At 64.2% G+C, this 24,923-nt stretch carries 27 protein-coding genes; 12 read left to right on the top strand and 15 right to left on the bottom strand.

Features of this window, described 5'->3' with window-relative positions; all coding sequences use genetic code 11:
* The first annotated feature begins 46 nt into the window (after positions 1 to 46).
* Positions 47 to 2,059, top strand: a complete 2,013-nt coding sequence (locus CQ015_RS00350; RefSeq protein WP_105649098.1) for a M3 family metallopeptidase — start codon at positions 47 to 49, stop codon at positions 2,057 to 2,059.
* A complete protein-coding gene (locus CQ015_RS00345) occupies positions 2,059 to 2,823 on the top strand; it encodes a GNAT family N-acetyltransferase (protein WP_105649097.1) in 765 nt (254 codons plus the stop codon). Before CQ015_RS00350 ends, CQ015_RS00345 begins: the two co-directional genes overlap by 1 nt.
* 73 nt (positions 2,824 to 2,896) lie before the next feature.
* Here the strand turns inward: CQ015_RS00345 and CQ015_RS00340 are convergent, their stop codons facing one another.
* Entirely contained in the window at positions 2,897 to 3,457 is a 561-nt protein-coding gene (locus tag CQ015_RS00340; protein WP_096284852.1) for a dihydrofolate reductase family protein, read from the bottom strand.
* A gap of 251 nt (positions 3,458 to 3,708) precedes the next feature.
* On the opposite strand from CQ015_RS00340, the gene CQ015_RS18840 reads away from it, so the two are divergent.
* Positions 3,709 to 3,870 carry a hypothetical protein gene (locus CQ015_RS18840; RefSeq protein WP_181150319.1) on the top strand — a complete coding sequence of 54 codons (162 nt, stop codon included), beginning with the start codon at positions 3,709 to 3,711 and terminating at the stop codon, positions 3,868 to 3,870.
* Positions 3,860 to 4,033, top strand: coding sequence for a hypothetical protein (locus tag CQ015_RS18835; protein ID WP_181148294.1), 174 nt, complete (start codon positions 3,860 to 3,862; stop codon positions 4,031 to 4,033). The genes CQ015_RS18840 and CQ015_RS18835 overlap by 11 nt, the downstream gene beginning before the upstream one ends.
* Before the next feature lie 234 nt (positions 4,034 to 4,267).
* On the opposite strand, the gene pdxS is transcribed toward CQ015_RS18835, so the two are convergent.
* From pdxS to CQ015_RS00310, 6 genes are all read right to left on the bottom strand, one after another.
* Entirely contained in the window at positions 4,268 to 5,176 is a 909-nt protein-coding gene (pdxS, locus tag CQ015_RS00335; RefSeq protein WP_096284856.1) for a pyridoxal 5'-phosphate synthase lyase subunit PdxS, read from the bottom strand.
* 165 nt (positions 5,177 to 5,341) lie between these two features.
* Positions 5,342 to 5,938, bottom strand: a complete 597-nt coding sequence (locus tag CQ015_RS00330; protein WP_105649096.1) for a hypothetical protein — start codon at positions 5,936 to 5,938, stop codon at positions 5,342 to 5,344.
* Positions 5,935 to 6,237, bottom strand: coding sequence for a hypothetical protein (locus CQ015_RS00325; protein ID WP_146113986.1), 303 nt, complete (start codon positions 6,235 to 6,237; stop codon positions 5,935 to 5,937). The genes CQ015_RS00330 and CQ015_RS00325 overlap by 4 nt, the downstream gene beginning before the upstream one ends.
* 175 nt (positions 6,238 to 6,412) lie before the next feature.
* A complete protein-coding gene (locus CQ015_RS00320; RefSeq protein ID WP_181148243.1) occupies positions 6,413 to 6,979 on the bottom strand; it encodes an HIT domain-containing protein in 567 nt (188 codons plus the stop codon).
* Positions 6,980 to 7,002: 23 nt separating this feature from the next.
* Positions 7,003 to 9,018 carry a threonine--tRNA ligase gene (thrS, locus tag CQ015_RS00315; RefSeq protein ID WP_105569026.1) on the bottom strand — a complete coding sequence of 672 codons (2,016 nt, stop codon included), beginning with the start codon at positions 9,016 to 9,018 and terminating at the stop codon, positions 7,003 to 7,005.
* Between the two features lie 120 nt (positions 9,019 to 9,138).
* Complete coding sequence (locus CQ015_RS00310; protein ID WP_105649094.1) at positions 9,139 to 9,774, bottom strand: helix-turn-helix domain-containing protein; 636 nt, start codon at positions 9,772 to 9,774, stop codon at positions 9,139 to 9,141.
* Between the two features lie 79 nt (positions 9,775 to 9,853).
* Here CQ015_RS00310 and CQ015_RS00305 point away from each other — a divergent pair, with 79 nt between their 5' ends.
* Together CQ015_RS00305 and CQ015_RS00300 are read left to right on the top strand one after the other, a co-directional pair.
* On the top strand, positions 9,854 to 11,350 hold the full coding sequence (locus tag CQ015_RS00305) for an MFS transporter (protein WP_105649093.1): 1,497 nt from the start codon (positions 9,854 to 9,856) through the stop codon (positions 11,348 to 11,350).
* A 56-nt stretch (positions 11,351 to 11,406) separates the two neighbouring features.
* The gene (locus CQ015_RS00300) at positions 11,407 to 11,847 is read left to right on the top strand and encodes a VOC family protein (RefSeq protein ID WP_096284872.1); all 441 of its coding nucleotides are present in this window, start codon (positions 11,407 to 11,409) and stop codon (positions 11,845 to 11,847) included.
* A gap of 31 nt (positions 11,848 to 11,878) precedes the next feature.
* On the opposite strand, the gene CQ015_RS00295 is transcribed toward CQ015_RS00300, so the two are convergent.
* The 4 genes from CQ015_RS00295 to CQ015_RS00280 form a co-directional block, all read right to left on the bottom strand.
* Complete coding sequence (locus CQ015_RS00295; protein ID WP_105649092.1) at positions 11,879 to 12,487, bottom strand: GrpB family protein; 609 nt, start codon at positions 12,485 to 12,487, stop codon at positions 11,879 to 11,881.
* Positions 12,488 to 12,496: 9 nt separating this feature from the next.
* A complete protein-coding gene (locus CQ015_RS00290; RefSeq protein ID WP_105649091.1) occupies positions 12,497 to 15,952 on the bottom strand; it encodes a DNA polymerase III subunit alpha in 3,456 nt (1,151 codons plus the stop codon).
* Between the two features lie 71 nt (positions 15,953 to 16,023).
* On the bottom strand, positions 16,024 to 16,338 hold the full coding sequence (locus CQ015_RS00285; protein ID WP_096284878.1) for a DUF6504 family protein: 315 nt from the start codon (positions 16,336 to 16,338) through the stop codon (positions 16,024 to 16,026).
* 357 nt (positions 16,339 to 16,695) lie between these two features.
* Positions 16,696 to 17,622, bottom strand: coding sequence for an AraC family transcriptional regulator (locus CQ015_RS00280; protein ID WP_105649090.1), 927 nt, complete (start codon positions 17,620 to 17,622; stop codon positions 16,696 to 16,698).
* Positions 17,623 to 17,759: 137 nt separating this feature from the next.
* Here CQ015_RS00280 and CQ015_RS00275 point away from each other — a divergent pair, with 137 nt between their 5' ends.
* From CQ015_RS00275 to CQ015_RS00260, 4 genes are all read left to right on the top strand, one after another.
* Complete coding sequence (locus tag CQ015_RS00275; RefSeq protein WP_105569019.1) at positions 17,760 to 18,203, top strand: DUF1772 domain-containing protein; 444 nt, start codon at positions 17,760 to 17,762, stop codon at positions 18,201 to 18,203.
* Between the two features lie 155 nt (positions 18,204 to 18,358).
* Positions 18,359 to 19,444: an S-(hydroxymethyl)mycothiol dehydrogenase gene (locus CQ015_RS00270; RefSeq protein ID WP_105552193.1), complete on the top strand. Its 1,086-nt coding sequence runs from the start codon at positions 18,359 to 18,361 to the stop codon at positions 19,442 to 19,444.
* Complete coding sequence (locus tag CQ015_RS00265) at positions 19,444 to 20,073, top strand: MBL fold metallo-hydrolase (RefSeq protein ID WP_105649089.1); 630 nt, start codon at positions 19,444 to 19,446, stop codon at positions 20,071 to 20,073. Before CQ015_RS00270 ends, CQ015_RS00265 begins: the two co-directional genes overlap by 1 nt.
* 102 nt (positions 20,074 to 20,175) lie before the next feature.
* On the top strand, positions 20,176 to 20,712 hold the full coding sequence (locus CQ015_RS00260; protein WP_105649088.1) for a hypothetical protein: 537 nt from the start codon (positions 20,176 to 20,178) through the stop codon (positions 20,710 to 20,712).
* Here CQ015_RS00260 and CQ015_RS00255 read toward each other — a convergent pair.
* Positions 20,709 to 21,434 carry an SOS response-associated peptidase gene (locus CQ015_RS00255; protein WP_105569016.1) on the bottom strand — a complete coding sequence of 242 codons (726 nt, stop codon included), beginning with the start codon at positions 21,432 to 21,434 and terminating at the stop codon, positions 20,709 to 20,711. The genes CQ015_RS00260 and CQ015_RS00255 overlap by 4 nt on opposite strands.
* 148 nt (positions 21,435 to 21,582) lie before the next feature.
* Here CQ015_RS00255 and CQ015_RS00250 point away from each other — a divergent pair, with 148 nt between their 5' ends.
* Entirely contained in the window at positions 21,583 to 21,861 is a 279-nt protein-coding gene (locus CQ015_RS00250; protein ID WP_105569015.1) for a glutaredoxin domain-containing protein, read from the top strand.
* A 97-nt stretch (positions 21,862 to 21,958) separates the two neighbouring features.
* On the opposite strand, the gene CQ015_RS00245 is transcribed toward CQ015_RS00250, so the two are convergent.
* Positions 21,959 to 22,696: a lipoate--protein ligase family protein gene (locus CQ015_RS00245; RefSeq protein WP_258133849.1), complete on the bottom strand. Its 738-nt coding sequence runs from the start codon at positions 22,694 to 22,696 to the stop codon at positions 21,959 to 21,961.
* 121 nt (positions 22,697 to 22,817) lie between these two features.
* Between CQ015_RS00245 and CQ015_RS00240 the strand changes: the two genes are divergently transcribed.
* A complete protein-coding gene (locus CQ015_RS00240) occupies positions 22,818 to 23,435 on the top strand; it encodes a uridine kinase (RefSeq protein WP_258133848.1) in 618 nt (205 codons plus the stop codon).
* Here CQ015_RS00240 and CQ015_RS00235 read toward each other — a convergent pair.
* Positions 23,426 to 24,244, bottom strand: a complete 819-nt coding sequence (locus tag CQ015_RS00235) for a thioesterase family protein (RefSeq protein ID WP_105649087.1) — start codon at positions 24,242 to 24,244, stop codon at positions 23,426 to 23,428. The two genes, CQ015_RS00240 and CQ015_RS00235, sit on opposite strands and share 10 nt — an antisense overlap.
* A 78-nt stretch (positions 24,245 to 24,322) precedes the next feature.
* Positions 24,323 to 24,898: a helix-turn-helix domain-containing protein gene (locus tag CQ015_RS00230; protein ID WP_105569013.1), complete on the bottom strand. Its 576-nt coding sequence runs from the start codon at positions 24,896 to 24,898 to the stop codon at positions 24,323 to 24,325.
* Positions 24,899 to 24,923 lie beyond the last annotated feature (25 nt).

Here is a 24,923-nt window from a genome sequence, read left to right as displayed (position 1 = left end):
CGTGTTAATGCAAGCTAAATCACGTGTCCTGTGGTTATCTGGCACTATGCCAAACCCGCTTCTGAACCCCAGCCAGCTGCCCTATCAGTGGCCAGATTTCGCGAATATCACTGCCGAAGATTACCTGCAGGCCGCCCATGTCGGTGCCGAGGAGCACCTTGGACAGATAGCGGCCATCGTGGCCGACTCTGCCCCGGCGAGCTTCGAGAACACCTTCCTCGCGCTGGAACGCAGCGGGCAGTTGCTGCGCCGCACGCTCATGGCCTATTTCAGCGTGCTTTCGGCGCACGGCACCGAAGAGCTGCGCGAGATCCAGTCCGAACTCAACGGCATCCTGACCGCACAGCGCGACGAGATCCAGCTGAACCCGGATCTCTATGCGCGGCTGCGCGGTGTAGACCTGGAAACACTGCAGGGCGAAGATGCCCGGCTGGCCGGAGAGACGCTCAAATCCTTCGAGCTTGCTGGCGCCCGATTGGACGCGCAAGCCAAGGAAGAGCTCAAGTCGCTGAATGCGCGGCTTTCCCAACTGTCCACCGAGTTCTCCAGCAAGGCGCTGGAAAGCCAGAACGCTCACGCGGTCTACTTTGCCGATGCCCAAGAGCTTGAAGGTCTGGAACCGGCCCAGCTGGACTCCGCCCGCGCCGCGGCCGCAGCCGCCGGGCACGAGTCCGGATGGCTCTTGCCGCTGGTCTCCCCCACCGGGCAGCCGGTGCTGGCATCCTTGGCTCGGTCGGAGTCCCGGCGCAAGGTATTCGAAGCGTCGCTCAGCCGCGGCTTGAACGAAAATTCAACGCTGCCACTGGCCGCGGAGATGGCCGCGCTGCGGGCCGATCGGGCGGCACTGCTTGGCTATGCCAACCATGCCGAAACCGTGCTGGCCGACGCGACGGCACCCTCCACGCAGGCGGTGGCCACGCGCCTGAAGGAGCTGACCCTGGCCGCGGTGCGGAACGCGGATGCAGAAGCGGAAACGCTGCGCGAATTGGCCGGCGGTCAGCTGAACGCCTGGGACTGGTCCTACTATTCCAATCAGGTGTTGCGCGAGCGCTATGCGGTGGATTCGGCGGCCCTGCGCCCCTACTTCGAGCTGGACTCGGTGCTGCACCAGGGCGTGTTCGCCACCGCCGGAAAACTCTATGGGCTCAGCTTCAGCGAACGCTTCGATTTGCCGACCTACCATCCGCAGGTGCGGGTGTGGGAGGTATTCGATGCCGACGGGAGCCCGCTGGGCCTGTACAGCGGAGACTTCTTGGCACGCGAAACGAAGAAGGGCGGGGCCTGGATGACCTCGATCCGCGACTCCGCCGCGGATCTTCACGAACGCCCTATCGTCACCAATACGCTCAATATCCCGGCTCCGGGGCCCGGGCAGCCGATCCTGCTGACCCTGGATGAGACCAATACGCTCTTCCACGAGTTCGGCCATGCCCTGCACGGTCTGCTTTCCGACGGGAAGTATGCGACGCTCTCGGGGACCTCGGTGCCGCGGGACTTCGTCGAATTCCCCTCGCAGGTCAACGAGATGTGGGTGCTGCATCCCGAGGTAGTCGGCGGCTATGCGCGGCACCATGAGAGCGGCGAGGCGCTGGCGGATGAGCTGATTGAGAAGATCCGCGCGGCCGAGCTGTGGGGCCAGGGGTTCGCGACCACCGAATACCTGGCGGCCAGCGTGCTCGATTGGGCCTGGCATACCTTGGAGCCCGGAACGCGCATCACCGACCCGGAAGAATTCGAGCGTGAGACATTAACCAACTTCGGGTTCACTCCAGAGTTGATCCCGCCGCGCTATCGGACCGCGTATTTCCAGCATATTTTCGCCAACGGCTACTCGGCCGGGTACTACTCCTACATCTGGTCCGAAGTACTGGATGCCGACACTGTGCAGTGGTTCGAGGAAAACGGGGGTTTAATGCGCGAAAATGGAATGCGGTTCCGTGAGGAATTGCTCGCGCGTGGAAATACGCGCGATCCACTTGAGTCTTACGAAATGTTCCGCGGTCGCAGCGCACGGGTCGAACCGCTGTTGCGCCGTCGAGGATTGGTGAACGCAGAATAATGACGACAATTGCCTCCGCGCAGGAAGCTCTCAGCCATTGGCAGCAGGCCCTCGCGGTAGCCACCGGCGGCAAGATCTTTACCACCCACGGCTGTTCTTGGGCCTGGCAGCCGGTGCGCAAGCGCCTGGTGCTGCTCTTCCCCGAGCAGGCCGAGCCCGCGGGCCTGCGTCCGGCGCTGGCCGAGGGAATGCGGCTGGGTGCCCAACGGGTGGAGGCCTGGGTGAACTCCGGGTCCGATACCAAGGGGCTGAAGGAAGCCGGCTTCACCGACAGCGCGCAGATCGCTTGGCATGCCGGACGGCTGGCGATCCCGATGAATCGCTGGGAGGGAAAAATCCGTTTAGGCAACAACGTTCCCGAGGCCACCGGCCCGGATGCCGCCGAGCTGAAGGTGACGAATCTGTGGCGCGAGACCTCCACACAGCTCTCCAGCGGCCACCCGGCGCTGCGCCGCGTGGAGCACGCGGTGGCGCGCACCGAGGAGGGGGATATCGTCGGACGCGGATTCGTGCAGCAGGGTCTGGGCGGGCAGCTGATGGTGCATTCCCTGGCGGTGGGCACCGGCTATCGGCGCCAGGGCGTGGGGACCGCGCTCTTGCACGGGCTGTCGCGTTCGCTGATCAACCCGCTGGATCCGCCCGATGAGGAAAAAACCCAGGAGCTGCTGGCCGCGTGCACCCCGGGCAGTGCCGAATTCTTCAGCTCCAATGGGTTGCGTCTGCTCGGCCGCGGAAGGCATATGATTCTGCGTTCCTGGAACTAGATTGGGCTTGCGGCTGTGGCGGGACACCGGTTTTCACCGGGTCCCGCCACAGCCGTTTAACTCCTGCTTTGCCCTAGGCCAGGGTTTTGACCCGGTAGACCAGCCGGGCAAAGGGGCCAGCCTGGCGCGCCTCGGCCAGCTCCAGCCGCTCGCTGCCGATGCTGCGCGGTAGCAGGGCCGCTCCCCCGGCCACCGTCGCCGGAGCAATGGTCAGCGCGAGTCGATCGAGCGCATCGATATCGAGGAACTGGCCGAGCAGTTCCCCTCCGCCGAGCACCCAGATATCAGCTTCGCCCGCCGCGCGGCGGAGCTCCGGCAGCTGCTCGGAGGCCGAGCCGCTGACTAGTTTCACGTTCGCCCCCTCGGGGATCGGCAGCTGCCGATGGGTGAAGACGTAGGTGGGCTTGTCCCCGTAGAGCTTTTGCCACTTGGCCGGTTCGGCCAGCAGATTTTCGTGTTCCAGCACCCATAGGTAGGTGTTGGCGCCCTCCACGTGCACGCCCACGTTCTGCGGCAGCAGTCCCGGATCGGGTTCGCCGGCACCGGGCACGTCGAAGAGCCATTGCAGGCTGTGGTTCTCATCGGCCAAGAAGCCATTCAGGGTGACGGCCGCGTCGAAAATGATCTGTGTCATGGGCTCAGTCTGCCATTTTTCGGAGCTACTGCAAGCTCGGCACCGGCGCCTGAACGGAACTCTTCGCGAAGGCCGAAAACCCTCGGCGGTTGCCGGCTGTCGACTGGCAAGAACTGATCGTCGTTCGCATTGGCAACGGCGCATTCGCCTCCAGAAGAGGCAGGTGCTCAAGCTCATTGCGCTAGACTTCTAGTCATCATGATCAGCCCGTTGCCGCAAGGCGCGGGCTGATTTTCTTTGTTGGCAGGCCCATGGCGGTGTACATGAAGCCGTGGCTATCCGTCGAGGAACAGATTGATCGACTCATTGGGCACTACGGGAATCCGCAGAACGCACCGGGCCAGCGCAACGTCGGGTTAGTCCTCGCGCTCGACCACTCGCGTGACGAAAATGCCTTGGCGGTTGAACTATAGGCTCAAGGACGAGCTCGGCATGATCTCCCGCGGGGAGACGTCGCACGAGCGGTGGCAACATAAGCGGACAGCGAAGGGCGCGGCCCGCATCTGGTTCTATGTCCACGAGCGCACGGTCTTCCTGGAACAGGTTGACACGAGCCACCCGAATGAAACGAAGTAGCCCCTTTTTTCGAATGAACTACGTGGACTCGCCACTGTGCGGGCGGGTCGTGCCAAGCTGTGCCCGCCTCCAGTGCAGATTCATATTGCGTCTCGTACTCGTCGGAAGTTCACCATCTGCCAACCGCAATTATCCGTTGATCGACGCATCTCCCTGCAGCGACGGGCTTAACGAACCGGGGCCACGCCACCAATTACAGGCAGCGTGACCCCGGAGAGTGTCGGTTGGCAGCTATTACCAGCCGCGCTCGGAGAGGCGGTGCGGCTCTGGCAGCTCGTTGACGTTGATGCCGACCATCGCTTCGCCCAGACCGCGGGAGATCTTGGCCAGTTCATCCGGGTTGTCGTAGAAGGTGGTGGCCTTCACGACGGCAGCGGCGCGCTGCTCCGGGTTGCCCGACTTGAAGATGCCCGAGCCGACGAATACGCCATCGGCGCCCAGCTGCATCATCATCGCAGCGTCGGCCGGGGTGGCGATGCCACCGGCGGTGAACAGCACCACGGGAAGCTTGCCGGTGTGCGCGATTTCCTTGACCAGTTCGTACGGGGCCTGCAGTTCCTTGGCCGCCACGTAGAGCTCGTCCTCGGGCAGGGCCGCCAGCTTGGCGATCTCGGCGCGGATCTTGCGCATGTGCCCGGTGGCGTTCGAGACATCGCCGGTGCCTGCTTCGCCCTTGGAGCGGATCATGGCCGCGCCCTCGTTGATGCGGCGCAGGGCTTCGCCCAAGTTGGTGGCGCCGCAGACGAACGGCACGGTGAATGGCCACTTGTCGATGTGGTGCTCGAAGTCCGCCGGGGAAAGCACCTCGGACTCGTCGATGTAGTCCACGCCGAGGGACTGCAGGATCTGCGCCTCGACGAAGTGGCCGATGCGGGCCTTGGCCATCACCGGAATGGAGACCTCGGCGATGATCGAGTCGATCATGTCCGGGTCGCTCATCCGCGAGACGCCGCCCTGGGCGCGGATGTCGGCAGGAACGCGTTCAAGTGCCATCACTGCCACCGCACCGGCATCTTCGGCGATGCGTGCTTGTTCTGGAGTGACAACGTCCATGATGACGCCGCCCTTAAGCATTTCGGCCATGCCGCGCTTGACGCGCTGGGAGCCGACGACGGTATCGCGACGCTGATCTGCTGATGACATTTTCGGGAAATTCCTTTCGAACACGTGATTGCACAATGGTGCTATGCCAGTAATCGTAGGAGCGCTTTGCTTTATTACCTCCCGTGTTGCGTCACAAATGACTACAGGTAGATTCATCCCCTAGTTATCGGTTAGTGCGTAACATTGAGATTTCACGTCAAATCACTAGTCAACACGTTTTTTGAATGGGATTTCAGGCTCGGCCTCCAGGGCGTCCGCAACCCGGTATTTTTCCGGCTGTCCGCTCCCTTCCGGATTTGCCTGCTCCAGGCGCGCCACCTCAGCGGAGATATGTCGCAGCAGCGGCGCATCGTTGCCAATATCCGCTGCCACCGAACGCAGTTGCCCTGCGTAGGCCAGAAGGCGCGAGGTGTAGCGCTTGGTGAAAGAGGGATCCGGATCGCTGGCGCGGCGATGGGTCGATTCGAAGTTTTCGGCCAGCTCCTCGACGGCTGGCTCCACCGAGTCCAGCACCTGCAGCAATGCGCGATCCGCCGCCTGCGGGATCGCGCACAGACCCAGCTGGTAGAAGTGCTCGGTTCGCAGCGCGGCCGCTAGGCGCTCCATCGGGCTGAGTGTTTCCAGCCAGCCGAGCAGGAACTTGTCGCAGGCCTCGTCGTAGTCAAAATGCAGCTCTTCGAGCAACTCGACCAGGGTGCCGATCGAATACCGCGCGGCGCCTTGGACCGCGAAACGGATTTCATGCTCTGTCCCGCCGATGATCCAGGCACGGAGCTCCTCAAGGGTTCCGGTCGATGTCATGGCGCGCAACCGGGCGGGAAGTCGCCGCGATGCTTGGCGGATCCGGCGTTCTCGCTCCAGGACAGGGCCGCGCAATCGCCGAAGCCGGAGTCCGCGGCATGCACCGCTTCCCACTTCCGGGCCTTGGCCTCACCGGTAGAAATCTTCGGCACCGGCAGCTTGGCCGCGAGGTTCGCCAGCTCGTGCTTGGCCGTTTTTGGCCCGCAGGACGCCCCCGGCGTTTCGCGTGGCTCTGCGGCACTTGGCAGCGCCATGGGCGGGGACAAGGGCATAAGACCGTGGCCTGCGCTAGGGTTCATGGATTGCCTCCGGCACTGCGGGTGGATCTTGATCGGACAGCATCAGTCTAGCTACGTGGCTTCGGATGTGATCCTTCAAGTCACCAGATCAGGCGGGGCAGAAAGGCATTAAAAGCCGCGGGGCGGCAAGAACGATTCAACATTCTTGCCGCCCCGGCTCAAGCACTGGCGATTCCTAGGCTGGGTTTTCGCTATCCCAGGCGCCGGCAATGGCTTCGCGGACCTCGGAGAGGGTCTGCGGGATGGCCTTGGTCTGCGCGATGATCGGGAAGAAATTTCCGTCCCCGCTCCAGCGCGGCACGATGTGCTGGTGCAGGTGCGCGGCGATCCCGGCGCCGCCGGCCTCGCCCTGGTTCATGCCCAGGTTGAAACCGGCAGGGTTGGAGACCTGGCGCAGCACGCGCATCGATTGCTGGGCCAGGGCCGCCATCTCCGCGGTCTCCTCCAGCGTGATGTCCGTATAGTTCGGCACGTGGCGGTAGGGGCAGACCAGCAGGTGGCCCGGGTTGTACGGGAACAGGTTCAGGATCACGTAGCAGGTTTTCCCGCGGTGCACGATCAGCGCTTCTTCATCTGTGCGCTTCGGACCGGCGCAGAACGGGCAGCTGGCCTCGTCCTTGACCTGGTCCTGCCCGCCCTTGATGTAGGCCATGCGGTAGGGAGTCCACAGGCGCTGGAACGAATCCGGCACGCCGGCGAGTTCAAAATCGTCGGTGACGGACCGATCTGCGTGGTGTTGCATACCCATGGACTCCCTTGCCCGTACTAGTTGCTGTTGTCGCGACTCTTGATGGCCTCGACGATGCGGGCTACCGCGTCATCGACCGGAACCTGATTCTCCTGGCTGCCATCGCGGAAGCGGAAGGAGACCGCATTCGCGTCGGCATCCTCGCCACCGGCGATGAGCACAAACGGGATCTTGTCCTTGGAAGCGTTGCGGATCTTCTTCGGGAAGCGATCCGAGGAGTCATCCAGCTCCACGCGCACGCCCTGGGCCTTCAGCTTGGCCACCACTTCGGCCAGGTAGTCGTTGAAGGCCTCGGCCACCGGAATGGCGCGAACCTGCACCGGGGAGAGCCAGGCCGGGAAGGCGCCGGCGTAGTGCTCGGTGAGCACACCCAGGAAGCGTTCGATGGAACCGAACTTCGCCGCGTGGATCATCACCGGCTCTTGGCGGGAGCCGTCGGCCGCCTGGTACTCCAGGCCGAAGCGGGCCGGCTGGTTGAAGTCGTACTGCACGGTGCCCATCTGCCAGGTGCGGCCGATGGCGTCCTTGGCCTGCACCGAGATCTTCGGGCCGTAGAAGGCCGCGCCGCCCGGATCGGCGACCAGCTCGACGCCGGATTCGGTGGCCACGCGCTCGAGCACCTCGGTGGCTTCCTCCCACTGCTCGGCGGTGCCGATGAACTTATCGGATTCCGGATCGCGGGTGGATAGCTCCAGGTAGAAGTCGTCCATGCCGAAGTCGCGCAGCAGCGAGAGCATGAAGTTCAGCAGGTGCTCAACCTCGGCCGGTGCCTGCTCCTTGGTGACGTAGGAGTGGCTGTCGTCCTGGGAGAAGCCGCGCACACGGGTGAGGCCGTGGACCACGCCGGACTTCTCGTAGCGGTAGACGTGGCCGAATTCGAAGAGGCGCAGCGGCAGTTCGCGGTAGGAGCGGCCACGGCCGCGGAAGATCAGGTTGTGCATCGGGCAGTTCATTGCCTTCAGCCGGTATTCCTGGCCCTGCTTGGTGATGTTGCCGTCCTCGTCGCGCTCCTCATCGATATGCAGCGCCGGGAACATGGTGTCCGCGTAGTACGGCAGGTGGCCCGAGGTGTGGAAGAGCCCGTCCTTGGAGATGTGCGGGGTGCCCACGTACTGGAAGCCCTCTTCGACGTGGCGATCGCGCACGTAATCTTCCATCTCGCGCTTGATGATGCCGCCCTTGGGGTGGAACACCGGCAGGCCGCTTCCGAGCTCGTCCGGGAAGGAGAACAGGTCAAGTTCCGCGCCGAGCTTGCGGTGGTCGCGGCGCTCGGCCTCGGCCAGACGCTCCTGGTAGGCCTTGAGGTCTTCCTTGGTGGGCCAGGCGGTGCCGTAGATGCGCTGCAGCTGCTTGTTCTTCTCGCTGCCCAGCCAGTAGGCAGCGGCCGAACGGGTCAGCGCGAAGGCGTTCTTGATCAGCTTGGTGTTCGGCAGGTGCGGGCCGCGGCACAGGTCCTTCCAGACGGTCTCTCCGGACTTGCGGTCGACATTGTCATAGATGGTGGTTTCGCCGGCGCCGACCTCAACATTGACGCCCTCGCCGGAGGTGTCATCGGAGTCCGCCTTGGCCAGCAGCTCGCACTTGTAGGGCTCGTCGACCATTTCGGCCTTGGCCTCATCGGGGGTGACCTCGCGGCGCGCGAAGAGCTGGTTCTGGTTGATGATCTTCTGCATCATCTTTTCCAGCTGCTTCAAATCTTCCGGGGTGAACGGCTCTTCGACATCGAAGTCGAAGTAGAAGCCGTCGGTGATGTAGGGGCCGATGCCGAGCTTGGAGTCCGGGCGCAGCTGCTGCACGGCCTGGGCCATGACGTGAGCGGTCGAGTGGCGCAGCACCTCCAACCCTTCCGGATCGCTGATGGTGACACGGGTGACGGTGGTGTCTGCTTCGAGTTCGCGGGCCAGGTCGCGCAATACGCCGTCAACGTGCATAACAACCACGTCTTTATCCTTGGCATAGAACTGCAAACCGGTTGTTCCCGCGTCCACCTGGACCTGCTCGCCATCGATGGTGAGAGTGCGCTGCTCGCTCATGAGATCGGGTTCTGCCTTTCAATCTGTGATGGCTTCATAGCTTGTGGCATACCTTGGCCACAGCCAGCCAGAGTCCAGTTTAGTTCAGGACTCCGCCATAGCGTGCGTTCACTACAGGTTTTACGGCGTTTGATCCTCGCCATATGATTCATTCAACAAGGACTCCTCGGTGAACAGGCTCATGACATGCCACACCTGGCGTGATTCCGCCGGCTGGGCGCTGGCGATCTTGCCGCTCTTCAAGTCTTCGCGGAAGGCCGGGACCACTTCTTCCATCCGGTGGATGAGCTCTTGCATTTCATCCTGGGTGAGCATGAGATTGCTCGTTTGCATCTGCGCCTTGACCGGCACGGGCTGCTGCCCCCGATAGTGCTGTTCAGCATGGCGCAAGGCAGCCTGGAGGCGCCGCTGCTCATCATGGATGACCTGCCCCAGATATGCATCCATGGCGGTTCCGGTTTGATCTTCCGGCCGCTCCCCTACCTCGCCGGTGGTGTACCCGCGCGCCGCGGGCTTCCACACGCGATCCCGCTTGTCGCGAGCCAGCTCGGGGACTTCGACGATCATCTCGGCTTTGGCCAACTCGCGCAGGTGGAAGCTGACCTTATTTGCTGGAATCCCCAGGGTGAGCGCCAGATCTGCCGCACGAGCAGTTTCCATGGCAGAAAGCGTGTCGAGAATCTGCCGCCGCAGGGGGTTGGCGATGGCTTTGAGCATGGGCGTAGTGAATGTGACCGGCGGCTCGTTGTGGCTCATGAGCACAGCATAGCAATTCCCCAATTTAAATTGCGCAAGTTCTATTGCGCAATATTATTTGCGGACTTATGGTTGATTCATGACGCTCACCCCAGCTCCGGATCTACCCGCCGTTGCGCCCGAGGCTACTAGGCTTCCCCGGCTTTCCTCCCAACCTGCCTACCGGCGCTGGTGGGCCGCGGACACCTTGGCCCTGCTGGCCGGCGGCATCTACCAATTCGCCCTCCCCCTGCTGCTGCTCGCGGCCACCGGCTCCCCCGCCCAAGCCGGAGCGCTGGCGGCGCTGGGGCTGCTCGCCCGCACGAGCCTGACCATGGCCGGCGGAGCGATGGCGGACCGGGCCGAGCGGACGCGGATGATCGTGCTCGGCGGATTGACCGGCGCGGCGCTCTCCGGGGCGTTGGCGGTGGCGGCCTGGACCGGAACCCTCGGAGCATTGCTCCTCTGCGTGGCTCATGTGCTGATGGAGCTGCGCTCGGGATACTTCTCGAGCGCCAGCAACGCCGCGTTGAAGGATGCGGTGCACCCCGGGCAATTGGGCCGTGCGATGGCGGCAAACCAGGGCCGCGATGCGACGCTGACCCTGGCCTCGGCGCCGCTGGCCGGGATGCTCCTGAGCTTCGGCGCGGGCCTCACCTTGCTTCTGGTCAGCGTCCTGCAGCTCATCTCGGCGGTGGCCGGGCGGATGCTCGCCGCCCCGCTGCGCAGCGCCCGCAGCATGCCCGGCGCCTCGAAGCAACCCGCCGAGCGCATCGCCGGCGGAGTGCTGCCGGGGATGCGCTGGTGCTTCGCCCGGCCCCAGCTGCGGACCCTGCTCTTATTGATCGTCGTGGTCAACCTGGGCACCAACGGCATTGCCACCACGCTGATTTATGGTTTGCAGCAGCGCGGCGAGGCGCCGTGGGTGATTGGACTGGTCTCCACGTGCATGGGCGTGGGCATGCTGCTCGGCTCGTTGCTGGCTACCGGGCTGATCGACCGTTTCCGCACCGGCCCATTGACCTGCCTCTGCCTCACAACCCTGGGGCTGGGCAGCCTGCTCATGGGGTTCGGCTCCAGCCTGTGGTGGATGGGAGCGATGCTGGCGCTGTCCTTCCTCAGCGTGCCGGCGCTGAATGCCGGAGCCGGAGGGTACTTCATGGCGGTGATCCCGGCAGAGATGGCCGGTCGGGCCAGCGCGCTGGTGACCTTCATGGCGCTCTCGGCCCTGCCGCTGGCGCCATTGTGCGCCGGTATCGGCATCCAGTGGCTGGGCATGGGACCCACGCTGATCTTCTTCGGCACGCTGGTGATGCTCGCCGCACTGGGCGCGTGGTGCTCCCCGCTGATTCGCGGCATCCCCGGCACCGGGCAGTGGAATGAAGTCCAGCTGGCAACGACGGAGGATAAGCGGCAGCGCAGCGCCGAGGCGCCGGTGGACGCCAACCCAGGCGACGGGTCCCGCGGCACCGGTGCGGCGCACGGCGGCAAGCGACTGGCCCGCGCACACCATGGACGTTTCCCCGATCCCTACGGCCAGCAGCCGCATACCACCCATCGCCCGCTGCCGCCGACCGAGCAGTGGAACTACCTGTAGGCGCCAGGGGTGCAGAACCTCTACCGTTTGGATCCTTCTGGACCTAGGCTTGAGCCATGAACAAGTCGGCCCCACCGACCATCAGCGCAATCACCCTCGGCGTGCGCGATGTCGGTGCTTCAACAAGGTTCTATACCGAGGGACTGGGGTTCGAGCTGGTCCAGCCGGCCCACCCGGAGATCGCGTTCGTCCGCGCCGGACACGGACTGATGCTCGCGCTGTGGGATGTCTCGCAGATGCCCAGCGAATACGGCAACATCGGCCACGGCGAGAAGGCTCCCCCGGTATCCCTGGGCCACAATGTGCGCTCCGATACCGAGGTCGAACATCACTACCGGCGAGCGCTGGATGCCGGGGCTAGCTCGGTGTCCGAGCCGACGGTGCAGCCGTGGGGCGGGATGAGTGCCTGCGTGGCCGATCCGGACGGGTTCCGCTGGGATTTTGTGCATAATCCGTCGTTCGTCATTGGTGCAGACGGGCATGTGACTTCGGTATAGCGGCTGCGGTTTGCTTGCTGGCCCGTTTTCTTCAGTGCGAGCGCCGCGTATGGATGAACTCCGCTTTGCCGGCGAGGTAGCCGATGCGGTCCCCGGGGTTCTGCAACGCCACGCTCCGCTTGAGCGCGCCATAGGCGTCGCGTTCGGTTGCGTGCGTTCGCAGATAGTTCCGGAAGGCCAGGTAGCCGGTCCATTCGGGTGATCCGTGCTCGATGACGTGTGCGTTGACCAGCCGGATTCCCGGTTCGATTTCGAATCCATACATCAAATCCGGACGGCTGGCGTCCTTTTCGCCGAGGCAGAGAAAGCCCAGGCCCAGCAACCACGGATGGATGCGGTCTAGATTTGCCTCCGCCGCGAACCCGATGGCGAGGTCGAGGATCGGCTTGGCGGCGAGCCCGGGAACGGCGGTCGAGCCAATATGCTCGATGGCCCCGATACCTGCGGGCCGGGTCGCGTTCAAGACGTTCGCCACGCCGGTGAAGGCCTCGGCCCAGCGCGGCGACGGCGCAGCCAGGGCAACGACTCCGCGGCGCAGCCCGAGGTCTGCCGCGCTCAGGCTTGCCACCAGGGCCGGATCCAGCGGCTTGGGAATTTCCGTTCGCAGGCGCCGCGGGCGGTTGTCTGGACTGGTGCTCATGCAATGATCCTAAGCCCCGCGCTGGTCCAGCCCCTCGGCGTCCATGCGCTTGGCCAGTTCGCCCACGCTCTGCCCTTCCGCGATGCCTTGGCCGAGCTTGGGCCGGTAGCTGGGTTTCGGGCGGGCCGCCGATTCCAGGTACCCGGCGCCCGGCAGCGTCTCCGGGGCGTGCAGGTCCCAGGCGTTCAGCGCCTGCAGGGAGATGCCGCGCGGGCCGGTGCGCCGGGTGATGCCGTGGATCAGCAGCATGCGCGTGGAGAAGAGCAGCGGTCCGGTGCGCTGCTGGGTGTCGTCGAAGAAGGTGGCATCCACGCAGCCTGACCCGTCGTCGATCGAGATGAAGACCACCCGCTTGCCTCCGCGCATCGGCGGGGTCTGCGTGGCGATGCGCACCCCGGCCACCAGCACTTCGGCGCCGTTGCGCAGGTGCAGCAGTTCGACCGCCTGGGTGATGGGCAGGTGGGCCAGGCGTGTGCGGTAGGAGGTGATCAGGTGTTCGCTCACGTCCAGGTGCAGCAGGTCCAGTTCGGTGCGCACTACCTCTTCGGTGCTCAGCTGCGCGCCGGTGGCCTTGATGTGCTCAATGGCGCCCAGCGGCAGGGCGAGCTGTCCGGGGCCGGGCCGGTATTTGGCCGGGATGCTGGCGTGCGCCATGGATTGGGTGTGGGCGATGGTGTCCGCCCTGCTGGTACCGGCAAGGAGTGAGTCGAAGACGCCGAGCGCCGCGAGGTTCTGGTAGCTGCGCCGGGACAGGCCGGCGCGTTGGCGGACGTCTGCGAGGCTGTCATAGGGTTGCCCGGCGACCAGCCGGGTGACCTCGCGTTCGCTCAGCTGGTGGATGTCGCGGAAGGCCAGGCGGATGCCGTATTGGCCGGGGCGGATGGTTCCGGCGGCGCGCGGGACGATCGGGGTGCCGCGCATGGCATGTTCGAAGACGCGTTCGACTCGATAATGGCCGGTGGAGCGGTTGACGTCCAGCGGGAGGATGGGGATGTTCATCCGGCGCGCCTCGGAGACCAGCAGGCGTTTGGGGTACATGCCCGGGTCGTGCTCCCAGATGCCGGCGAGGAACGCCTCGGGGTGGTGCGCCTTCAGCCAGGCCGAATGGTAGGTGGGTACGGCGAAGGCCGCCCCGTGGGCCTTGCAGAAGCCGAAGGAGCCGAAGCCGGCGAGCACCTTCCAGACCTTGTCGATGATCTCCGGAGCGTAGCCCTTTCGCGCAGCGCTGGTGCGGAAGAATTTTTCGACCGCGGGTTCCTGGGCCGGGTTGCCCAGATGCCGCCGGTAGACATCTGCCATCCCCAGGGTGCAGCCGGTCATCACGTGGAGCATGCGCAGCACCTGTTCGTGGAAGACGGTGACCCCATGGGTTTCGGCGAGCGCGGGCTTCAGATCCGGGTGCAGGAACTGCTCGGGAGCGAAGCCGTGGCGGTGCTCCAGGTAGGGCTTGACCATATTCGATTGCATGGGTCCGGGGCGGAAGAGCGAGATGTCGATGATGAGGTCGTTGAATTCGGTGGGGGCGAGCTTGCCGATCAGTTCGCGTTGGCCCGGGGATTCGATTTGGAAGCAGCCCAGGGTGTGGGTGGAGCGGATCAGCTCATAGGTGATCGGGTCATCCAGCGGAACGCGGGCGAAGTCGATCTGCCCGTCCGCTTCGATGTACTCCGGCTGCCGGTGTCCCCCGGCGCGGGCGACCGACTGCCGGGAGGGATGCAGGCGCTTGATCTCCGCTAGCGTGTAGGCGATGGCCGATTGCATGCGCACCCCGAGCACGTCGAGCTTGATCAGCCCCATCAGGTCCATGTCGTGCTTGTCGTACTGGCTCATGGGCAGCCCCATCCCGGAGGGTTGCACCGGGGTGCGGTCCAGCAGGCTCGCGTCGGAGAGGATCACCCCGCAGGGGTGCATGGAGATATGCCGCGGCAGCCGGTCCAGGCGTTCGGTCGCGTCGATGAGGATGTCCAGTTGCCCGTCGGAGGTGATGCGCTTGGCCAAGGGGGCGAGTTCCGGCTTTTCCTCCAGCGCCTCGCGGAAGGAGGAGGCGGAGAAGCGCCAGAGCTGCTTGGCGATCTCGTCGACCTGTTCCTGCTCCAGGCCGAGGGCGGCTCCGGCGTCGCGGACGGCGCCGCGTGCCCGGTAGGCGTTTTGCATGCTCATCAGGCTCACGCGCTCCTCCCCATAGGTGTCGAAGATCTTGTGGTAGATCTCGTGGCGGCGCGCGGATTCCACGTCGATGTCGATATCCGGCAAGGTGGTGCGGGTATCGGAGAGGAAGCGTTCGAAGACCAGGTCGTGCTGCAGCGGGTTGACCTGGCTGATCCCCAGCAGGTAGTTGACCAGGGAGGAGGCGCCGGAGCCGCGGGCAGCCACCCGCACGCCCATGCCGGTGATCAGGTTGACGGTTTCGGCGACGGTGAGGAAGTAGCCGGCGAAGTCCAGCCTTTCGATCACCCCCAGCTCCAGGGCCAGCTGCTTTTCGATCTCGCTGCACTTGGTGTTCGGCAGCAGACGCGGCGCGGCGGCGAAAACTCGTTCGGTCAGTTCCTGCTGGGCCGGACGGTGCAAGCCGATGATTGTCGCTTCGGGGATCACCGGCCGCTTCCAGCCAAGATCCGTATACGCATCCAGCGCCGCCCAGTCGGCGAGCTGCTCGGTATTGCGCAGGAGCTTGTAGGCCCAGGCGCGTTCGGTCACCCGGGAGAGGTCCTGGGCCAGCTGGTGCATCTGGGCCGGGGCTTTCAGCCACCCCTGCCCGGTGGGCTGCAGCTCTTCCAAGGCGCTGAGCCTGCCAAGCACCCGGGCCGAGTCGAGGATGTCGGCGGTGACCGCCCCGTCGGCGTCGGCATAGCGCACCGCGTTGCTGAGCACCGGGGCGACGCCGAGCTCCGCGGCGAAGCGCAGCAGCTTGCTGGCGAAGCCCAGGCTGTAGCGCTTACCGGGAGCGGAGAGGTGGGTGGTGATTTCTGCGCGCAGCTGCCCGCCGGCCAGCTTCTTCCAGTGGGCCATCAGCGCGCGGGCCTGGGAGTACTTGCCGCGCTCGATGGCCCGCGACACGTCGGATTCGGCACCGAGCAGCAGCACCAGTTGCCCGCCGGCCAGCCGCTGCGCCAGGTCGGCTTGGCTCAGCCCGATGATTCCGCGCGGGTTCTGGTGCGCCGCGGAGACCGCGCGGCACAGCGCGGCGTACCCGCGTCCTTGGGTGTTTCCGCGGGCGAGCAGGATGATGCGTCCGGCGGGTTGTCCCTGGCCGTCAAGCACCGCGAGGTTCACTCCGAGGATCGGGCGCAGCCCCTCAGTGAGGCAGGCTCCGACATGCTTGACCGCGCCGAAGAGCCCGTCTCGGTCGGTGAGCGCCAGCGCCTCGGCTCCCTGCGCGCGGGCGGCGGCCGCCAGCTGGGGCGGGCTGGAGACGCCATAGTGCGCGCTATAGGAGGAGGTGACGTTCAGGTGGGTGAAGCTCATGGGCGGATCCTTCGAAACAGCGTAGGAATACCATTAGAACAAAGTTTCGAAAGATGTGCATTTATGCCCGGTCAGGCGCTGATTGGCAACTCCTGATTCACCCTGATCAGCCGCCAGCGCGTGGATTGCGGGTCGAAGCTGACGTCGATGCTCCGCGTGGGGCCGCGGCCCGCCGCTTGGGTGATCTCCAGCCGCCAGATCTCGTAATCCGCTAGTCCGGCGCCGATTCCGCGGGGTATGCGCAGGTTTTCGTCCCACCATTTGCGGCGTTCGAACCACCGTTGCGGCTCGGCGACCAGCCGATACTCGCACCCCTGCCAGGAAACCCGCAACGGCACACCGCTTGGGGCGCAGGAAACCTGGATCGACTCGGTAAAAATGCCCACGTGCAACTCCTTCAACCCTACTAACTCAATCTTATTCGAATACGTATTCGAACAACAGTTACGCTAGTCAGCTCGACGGACAGTTTAGCGCCGGGCAAGTAATCACAGCCCCGTCCATGCCTAGGGCTCTGGCGCTACGCGGGTCCGCGCCCTGAAGCACGCAAATCAAGGGCAAGGAAAGCTCTGAGACGAAGTTGGCTACCGGACCGAACCCATTTGCGGCCGCTGGCCTATTACCTAAAAATGAGACCCGGCCGACCGGGATGGAACTCCACGTTCGTTGGCCCGTGGCTCACGCCGCCAAGTGGCGTACCTTGACGTTGCACAGCGTGAGGAACGGTTGAGCCGGCGGAGGGTTCAACCGTTCCTTCGGAGCATCCGAATTTCAGAGGGACTTGCCGAATAGACTCGACGAATGGCAGCGCTCAGGGCAAAAGCGGAGGAATAGCCGACCTCACCGGCTATCTGCCCCAATGGAGAATTGGTGTTCTGCAGGGCATCCCAGGCCAGCGCCAGACGCAACCGGGTGAGGTATCCAACCGGTGGCATTCCCATGGCTTCATGAAACGCCGCAGAAAAGGCCGAACGGGACATGGCAGCGATCCCGGCGAGCAGTGCCACACTCCAGGGCTCCGCCGGAGCGGACCACATTGCCCCCACCGCGGCTGAAATCCCCGGTTTTGCACCTGGGACCATGCCGGCCCCCGGCATTTGCTGCAGCACTTGGAGCGCGAGGATATCCAAAAGCCGATCCAAGACCAACGGCTGCACAGGTCCTTGCCGCTCGGCTTCAAGGTGCAGCAGCTCAACCCAATTCCAGAGCGCTGCATCATCTATCAGGCGTAGCGCTCGCCCCTCGCAGATCAGGTCGGTAATCGCACTGGTTGTGGTGAAGGTGCAGACCAGCAATTGGTCCGCCCCGTCGCGGGCGTTACCCCACGAGCGGACGCCGTGGCGCAGCGTCTCAGTGACCGGCTGCGCCGCAGGGCCGAGGCATTGCTGGCCTGGTCCAATGAGGTATGTTTCAACGGCGGCGGCACGCGGCTGCGTGCTGTCCGCAAGCACCCGATAAGGCGCCGTCCCGTGAATGACCACTAGGTTTCCCGGTTCAGCTTGGATCGTTGCTTCGCCTCGCTGCACCGCGCAAGATCCGGTACGCACCGCCAGGATTGTCAACGCGCAGCGATCTTGGACTTCGACTTGCCAGTTCCCTGCCATGCTCATGCGCAGGATGAAGCCGTCACGGGCACGCGGCCCCGCAGGAAAGGGATGTTGAGCGGTCACTCCCTCAGATTGGACGATGACGCATGTTTTGTCGAGTTTCAAACATTCTGCATCTGCGATCCGTGCGCTTGAATGAGTACCATGCACAGGAAAACGGCTCCCTTCTCAGCTCTCACACCCCGGCCAGGGGCGGTGGCATGATCCCCGAATGGCTAGCGGCCACATTGCTCATAACAACTATTACCAGCTCCGGGATTGTTGCAGGTTTTTATGCCGCCTTCGCGCTGACGGTCCTCCCGGCCTTGGCCTCGGTCCAGGATTCGGCAGCCGGAGACTTCATGATCTCGGTGAACCAGCACGCCGAACGGCCCGCGTTTCTCAGCTTATTTTTCCTTAGCCTCGTCGGCAGTCTCGGCTACACCGCATACGCCTTAGCGCAAGGCCTCCTGGTCCCTGCACTGGGCTCGGCACTGGTGCTGTCCGGCGCCCTGCTCACCATCTTCCTCAGTGTTCCCTTGAACCGTGCCCTGCAGCGCGCAACGCTACCGTGGGCGCGCTATCGGCCCCGCTGGCACCGGGTTAATGTGCTGCGTGCAGCAGGCTCCGCGGCCGGGTCACTTCTGCTCCTCATTACGGCCTGATCCGCCGCATGGCCATGGCCGAGCGCAGCGCGGTCGGTGCCCCCGACTACGCCGCGCGCGAAACTTCTCACGTCACTGTGTCCCGAATACTCGATTAGCTTGGAGCACACCGATAGCATCAAGACACACGAACAATTAAACTCAGGAGCAAATCCATGCCGCATAAGGTCAAAGCCGTTATTTCCCGCGCCAAAGACGCCCCGGTAGAGGTCGTCGATATCATCGTTCCGGACCCGGGACCCGGAGAGGTCATCGTCGATGTACTGACCGCCGGCGTCTGCCACACCGATCTGCACTACAAGCTCGGCGGCATCGGCAACGACTACCCGTACCTGCTGGGCCACGAGTCCACCGCGGTAGTCAGCCAGATCGGTGAGAACGTCACCAATGTGGTCGTAGGCGACCGGGTAATCCTGAACTGGCGTGCGGTCTGCGGCCAGTGCCGCGCCTGCGCCAAGGGGCAGGCGCAGTACTGCTTCAATACCGCGAACGCCACCCAGAAGATGACTTTGGAGGACGGCACCGAGCTTTCCCCCGCGCTGGGCATCGGGTCCTTCGCCCAGAAGACCCTGGTCGCCGCCGGGCAGTGCACCAAGGTGGACGAGGACGCAGACGCCGCCGCCGTGGGCCTGCTCGGCTGCGGCGTGATGGCCGGCATCGGTGCGGCCATGAACACCGGTGAGGTCAAGCGCGGCGAGTCCGTAGCGGTTATCGGCTGCGGCGGCGTGGGCGTGGCGGCGATCGCCGGCGCCAAGCTGGCCGGAGCGACCACCATCATCGCCGTGGATTTGAACCCGACGAAGCTGGAGACCGCCACGCAGCTCGGCGCCACCCACACCGTCGATTCCTCGAAGGTCGATCCGATCGAAGCGATCAAGGAACTGACCGGCGGCTTCGGCGCCGACGTGGTCATCGACGCGGTGGGCCGCCCGGAAACCTACAAGCAGGCCTTCTACGCCCGCGACCTTGCCGGCCGCGTGGTGCTGGTCGGGGTGCCGACCCCGGAGATGAAGCTGGAACTGCCGCTGCTGGACGTCTTCGGCCACGGCGGCTCGCTGAAGTCCTCCTGGTACGGCGACTGCCTGCCTTCGCGCGACTTCCCGATGCTCGTTGAGCAGTACAAGCAGGGCCGGTTGGATCTGGATGCCTTCGTCACCGAGCGCATCAAGCTGGACGAGATCGAGGCGGCCTTCGACAAGATGCACGAAGGCACCGTGCTGCGTTCGGTGGTGGAGCTTTAATGAGCGCGCAGATCGAGAACGTCGTCACCTCGGGCACCTTCTCCCTGGACGGCGGCACCTGGGAGGTCGATAACAACGTCTGGATCATCGGCAATGAGTCCGAGGTCATGGTCATCGACCCGGCGCATGACGTGGAGAAGATCCTCGAGCAGGTTGGCGACCGCGAGGTGATGGCCGTCTTGCTCACCCACGGGCACGACGACCACATCCGCGCCGCGGTCGAATTCTCCGATGCGGTCGAGGCGCCGCTGTACCTGAACCCGGCCGATACGATGCTCTGGGAGAACGTTTATCCCGAGCGCAAGGTCGATGCCGAAATCCAGGAGGGCGATACCTTCACCATCGGTGAAACGACGCTGACCGCGCTGCATACCCCGGGCCACTCCCCGGGTTCCACCTGCTTCTACGCGGAAGACCTGGGGGTGCTGTTCAGCGGCGACACGCTGTTCCACGGCGGTCCGGGGGCTACCGGGCGCAGCTACTCCAGCTTCGAGACGATTATCGAGTCGATCCGCAGCAAGCTGTTCGTCTTGCCCGAGCAGACCGTGGTGCACACCGGCCACGGAGATGCCACCACCATCGGCGCCGAGGCGCCGAATCTTGAAGAATGGATCGCGCGCGGGCACTAAACCACGCAGCCTTCCTTGACTGCCGGCCAGCTTCCAAGCTGGCCGGCAGTTTTTAACTCCAGAGACAAGCGGTAAATGGCTGGACGTGGAAAGATGGTTCCCATGCCAGAATCTACAGCTCCGACACCGCGCAAGATCCCCGCGCTATCCTTCGGCCTCGGAATTCTCCTGCTGCTCGCGGGCGGCGCGCTGCTCTGGTGGGACGGCCAGCAGATGGTGACGATCTATTCCGGGTCCTATGTGTCGTTGCGCGAGGATACGTTTTACTTCGGGCCCAGCCCCACCATGCTGCTGGGACAGCTGCTGCTTGGCCTCGGGCTCGCCGGTTGCGGAGTGGGCTGCGGCTTTCTGCTCTCCCGGGGCACCCTGCTCGGCCGGATGGCACCCTGGATCCCGCTCGGCCTCGGTGTGCTGCTGCTGCTCGCCGGCGGTGGCCTGCTGTGGTGGGATAGCGTCCAGGTGAAAACCTTTGGCTGGTTCGCCTACGCTCCGCTGAGCACCGCCGAGCTCCATGGGCAGATCTCGGCGAGCGCCGCAGCGATTTTCGGAAAGTTCGCCTTGGGGTTCGGCTTCGCGATGCTGGGTGCCGGTGCCGGGCTGTCGCTCGGTCGGCGTGCCGCGCGGCGGGGCCAGGGCTAGAACAGCGACTTGTGCTCTTCGATGAGCTCTGCCGAATCGTTGCGCACGTTGCCTACCGCGGGGTCCACCTCGTACAGGCTCCAGGTGGAGGCCACATCGTAGGCCTGAGCGCGGACCTCTTCGATCAGCCCCTCGCCGTCGGCTTCGCTCGGGTTCAGCCAGCGGGAAAGCATCTCCGGGTCCAGCGGGATCGGCAGCCGGTCATGCAGCCCGGCAAGCTCGCCGAGCACCCCGGGTTCCTCGGCGGAGGGTGAATCCATGGTGAGGATCGAGGTGGAGAGAATCCAGTCCCCGTTTTCGTCCTTCCACCATTCGTAGAGTCCGGCGAAGAACATCAATTTCCCATCCTCGCGGTGCACAAAGAATGGCCGCTTCTTGCTGCCTTCCTTCTTCCACTCGTAGTACCCCTGCATCGGGACGGCTGCGCGACGCTTTTTGACCGCCGCCCGGAAGGTCGGTTTGCTGGCCGCGGTCTCGCTGCGGGCATTGAAGGCGCGCACCCCCACCGAGAGTTCCTTGGCCCAGCCGGGAACCAGTCCCCACCGGGCCACGTGGACCTGGCGGTGCAGGGCATCGTCGATCAGCCGCTCGAGCACGATCGGCACATCCGTGGTGGGGGCGACGTTCCATGAGTGGCGCAGCTGGAGGTTGTCATCCGCCTCGGCTTCGGCCTCCGCGACGAGGTCGCCGATCGCCTTGGCCATGACGTAGCGTCCGCACATGATTTTCGCCTCTCTTCGAACCTATCCGGTGGGCACCAGTGTAGTCCGCGCCCGGCGCTTCGGTGCGGACAACTAGTGCGTCATAGAATTCTTCTGGTCCGCGGGCGAAATGTGGAACAAATCGATAGCTCACGTGGTTGCATGAGGTATGAGCAACGAATTAAATCTTGAGAAGTATGTTCCTGCTGCGGGCGGGGTCACCATGTTCACCACCAGCTGGTGCGGCTACTGCCGCAACCTCAAGCGGCTGATGGATCAGAAGGGCGTGGCGTACACGGAGGTAAATATCGAAGATGTCGAAGGCACCGCCGAGATCGTGGAGTCCTTCAACGGCGGCAACCAGACCGTGCCGACTCTGATCTTCCCCGATGGCACTGCGGCCACCAACCCGCGCATCGAAGAAGTCGTCGAGCGCGTCGGCGTCTAAAGCCCTGCGGTAGACCGCACTGAACATTCGAAGCCCGGCGCTTTTCCCTCTTGGGAAAAAGCGCCGGGCTTCACTTGTTGCTCCGCTCCCTTGGCGGCTAGGATTCCAGCAATTCGGTGTGCTCCCGGTAGACGGCGAGCAATGCCTCGATAAAGCTTTCGACGGTGACCGAGGAGACCAGATCGTCGCCGGCGCCCACGGTGGAGGGCTCCATGGGGATTTCCATCGCCCGGTACACGGTGTCGAGCACCGCACGCAGCGGGGCGGAATCCTCGATGACAAAGACGCTGCTGAACAGCCAGGCCCCGGAGATCACCCGTTGCGCGGTACCGATAAGTTTTACCGGGACCTCGCTGCGTGACCCAGCGGTGGGCAGCCCGTGGACCGAGTAGTCCCCGGGGCAGTATTCGCCCGGGATCGGCCCCACGTGCGCGTCAATCTTGAGCCGGCGGAAGGCTCGGGCGTAGAGGTCGGCAAAAACCTTAAAGCGTTGCTGCTGTCCGATAATCGCTTCGGCATGCGGTTCGATATGATCCACGATCAACGTGCCGCGGTGATAGGCCGCTGCCCGTCCCCCGGCCTTGCGCACCAAGGGGGCAAAGCCGCGCGCCTCGGCCGCCTCGGCCGCACGCTGAAACCCGGGCAGGCGGACGTCGCGTTGGCCAAAGGCCAGCGTTGGATCCGGCCGATAGAAACGCAGCAGCGGGCCGCGCGTACCGGCCTGCACCTCGCGTAGCAGCTGAACCCCGCGTTCCAAGTCAGCTTCGGGATCCCCGCTGGCTTCCTCAAACTGGTAGGACAGCGGCGCGCTCGATTCGGGATTCCAAAGGGTCATGTTCAGAGTCTAATTCAGTCCGCTTCGTACGCCGGTTCACCATGCCTCAAAAGATCCCTCGGGGGCTGTGATGAGAGGCTCAGAATTCGGGTTCCGCGAGGTTCTGCGTGATAATAATCTGGTGCCTAATTCTTCCACCCCAGTGATCCTGCTCGGCGGTCCATCCGGTTCTGGCAAGTCATACCTTGCCAACCGTTTCGGCAATCCGCACCTTCCGCTGGACGAGTTCTACCGGCAGATCAGCGAAGACGGGCACCCAGAGTCGTTCCCGCGCACCGGATACGGCGAAATCGATTGGGACCATCCGCATACATGGAATCAGCACGCTGCCCTGAACGCGGTCGATGAGCTGCTGCGCCAAGGCCGCACGCAGGTACCGAATTATTCGATCGCTACCTCCAGCTACAGCGGGCATCGCGAAGTGCATGGAACCGGCGGGCCGATTATCGCCGAAGGAATTTTCCTCTCCGAGGTGCTGGAACCATTGCGCGCCGAGGGAATCAATGTTCAGGCCTACTATGTGGACGAACCAGCGCTGCTGACCACGGTCCGCCGCTTCATCCGCGACGTATCCGAGCGCCGCAAGCCGGTGCTGTTTTTGGTCAAGCGCGGCTATGCGCTGTTCCGCGCCCACGGTGCAGATCGCGAAACCTACCGTGCCAAGGGCTTCACCATCATGCCCAAGGCGCAGCTGAAGAAGCTATTGGCCGAATTAGCGGCTATCCAAGATCAGAGCTGACGCACGGTCAGTATCTGTTCGGCGCGGCCAAAGGGTCCGCTGGCATCGTGCAGCACGGTGGAGGTCAGGCCAATGCCGTCGGTGCCGTAGCTCTGCTGCACCTCGAGGCCGAGCCATTCTCCTTCGGGCGCACGGTACATGTGGATCTGCAGATCCAGGTTCGGGAACATCCAGCTGCCATCGCCGGGCTCGACGCGGGGCACCACGCCATTCGCGGTATCCACCAGCCCGATCAAACTTGCCAATCGCGAGGCCCGCACACCATCTAGCAGCGCATAAGGGGTCCGCAACCAGGCGATGCCCTTACCCGGGCGGCGGCCGGGAGCGGCGCGGAATTCGATGGAACGAATGTACCCACCGGGCCACTGCGCGGAAATGTTCTGCGGTTCGCTGTCCTCGGGACCCGGTACTTCGGCATCTTCAGTTCCCGCAACCGCGGTTGAGTCTGCGGTGATCACTCGCCAGGCTCTGGCGACGATGCTGGTGCGCCCCTTGGCCGTCATTTCGGCTTCGATCAGTTCGATGGTTCGGCCTGGGCGAATCATCCGCGTGGTGACCTCGAATTCACCGGCGTGGATCAGCCCGTGAATTTCGAAGCTCAACCGGGCGATGCGCATGTCATCGCGAGGCTGGAAGTTCTCCAAGGCATGCGTCAAGATCCCCGAAGCCGGCGCCATATGCTGTTCGTGAGGATTCCACGCTCCCTGGGTATGCCAGGAAGACCGATAGTGCCCTTCTCCCAGCTCTTCAAAGTAGAAGTCGCCGTTGGCAAGAATCTTGTCCAGTTCTTCTTCGAGCTGGTGTGTCATGAATCGATCTCCCGATCTGCAAGCTAAATGGTTCTTGATCACAGCCTAGCCAAACTTGGTCCGCGATGCGGCTTAGACTCAATGCCCGTCGTGATGGTGCGCGCGGGTGCCGGCGCTGTCCATCATGCTCAGCACCTCGGCGATACCGCCGAGGGCACGAATCGAGTGCGGCGTCATGGTGTCGAATTGTGCCGCCTGCCCGGCTTTCACGTGAAAGACTCGTTCGCCGAGCCGGAGCTGCACTTCGCCGGAGAGCACGGTGAACCATTCCTTGCCCGGGTGGACCCTGTCCTCCGTTGGGACCACCTGCTGCTGCGGGTCGTAGCGGATCTTCGTGACCACCACCCCGTTGACCGCGTCGTCGTCCGATAATTTCCACATCGTCATTCCCGGCACAGCGATCGGTTCGGGGCCGATGATCACGCCTTTCCCGTCGGCGGGAGCCACCAGCTCGTCCAAGGTGGTGCCCAGGGACTTGGCGATCGGCACCAGCTGGTCCAGGGCGATCCTCCGGTTGCCGGTTTCGATCCGGCTCAGCGTCGAAACGCTGAGTTCGGCCCGGTTCGCAAGGGCCTCCAGGGACCACCCCTTGCCTTGGCGAAGGGCACGAATGCGCTGTCGAATGACCGAGTCTAAATCCAATTCTTGCGTCATACGCAAAAACATACACGATCAATGC

It is taken from the genome of Arthrobacter sp. MYb221 (assembly GCF_002979835.1).
Classification (GTDB): Bacteria; Actinomycetota; Actinomycetes; order Actinomycetales; family Micrococcaceae; genus Glutamicibacter.
This window is presented reverse-complemented; position numbering and strand designations above follow the sequence as displayed.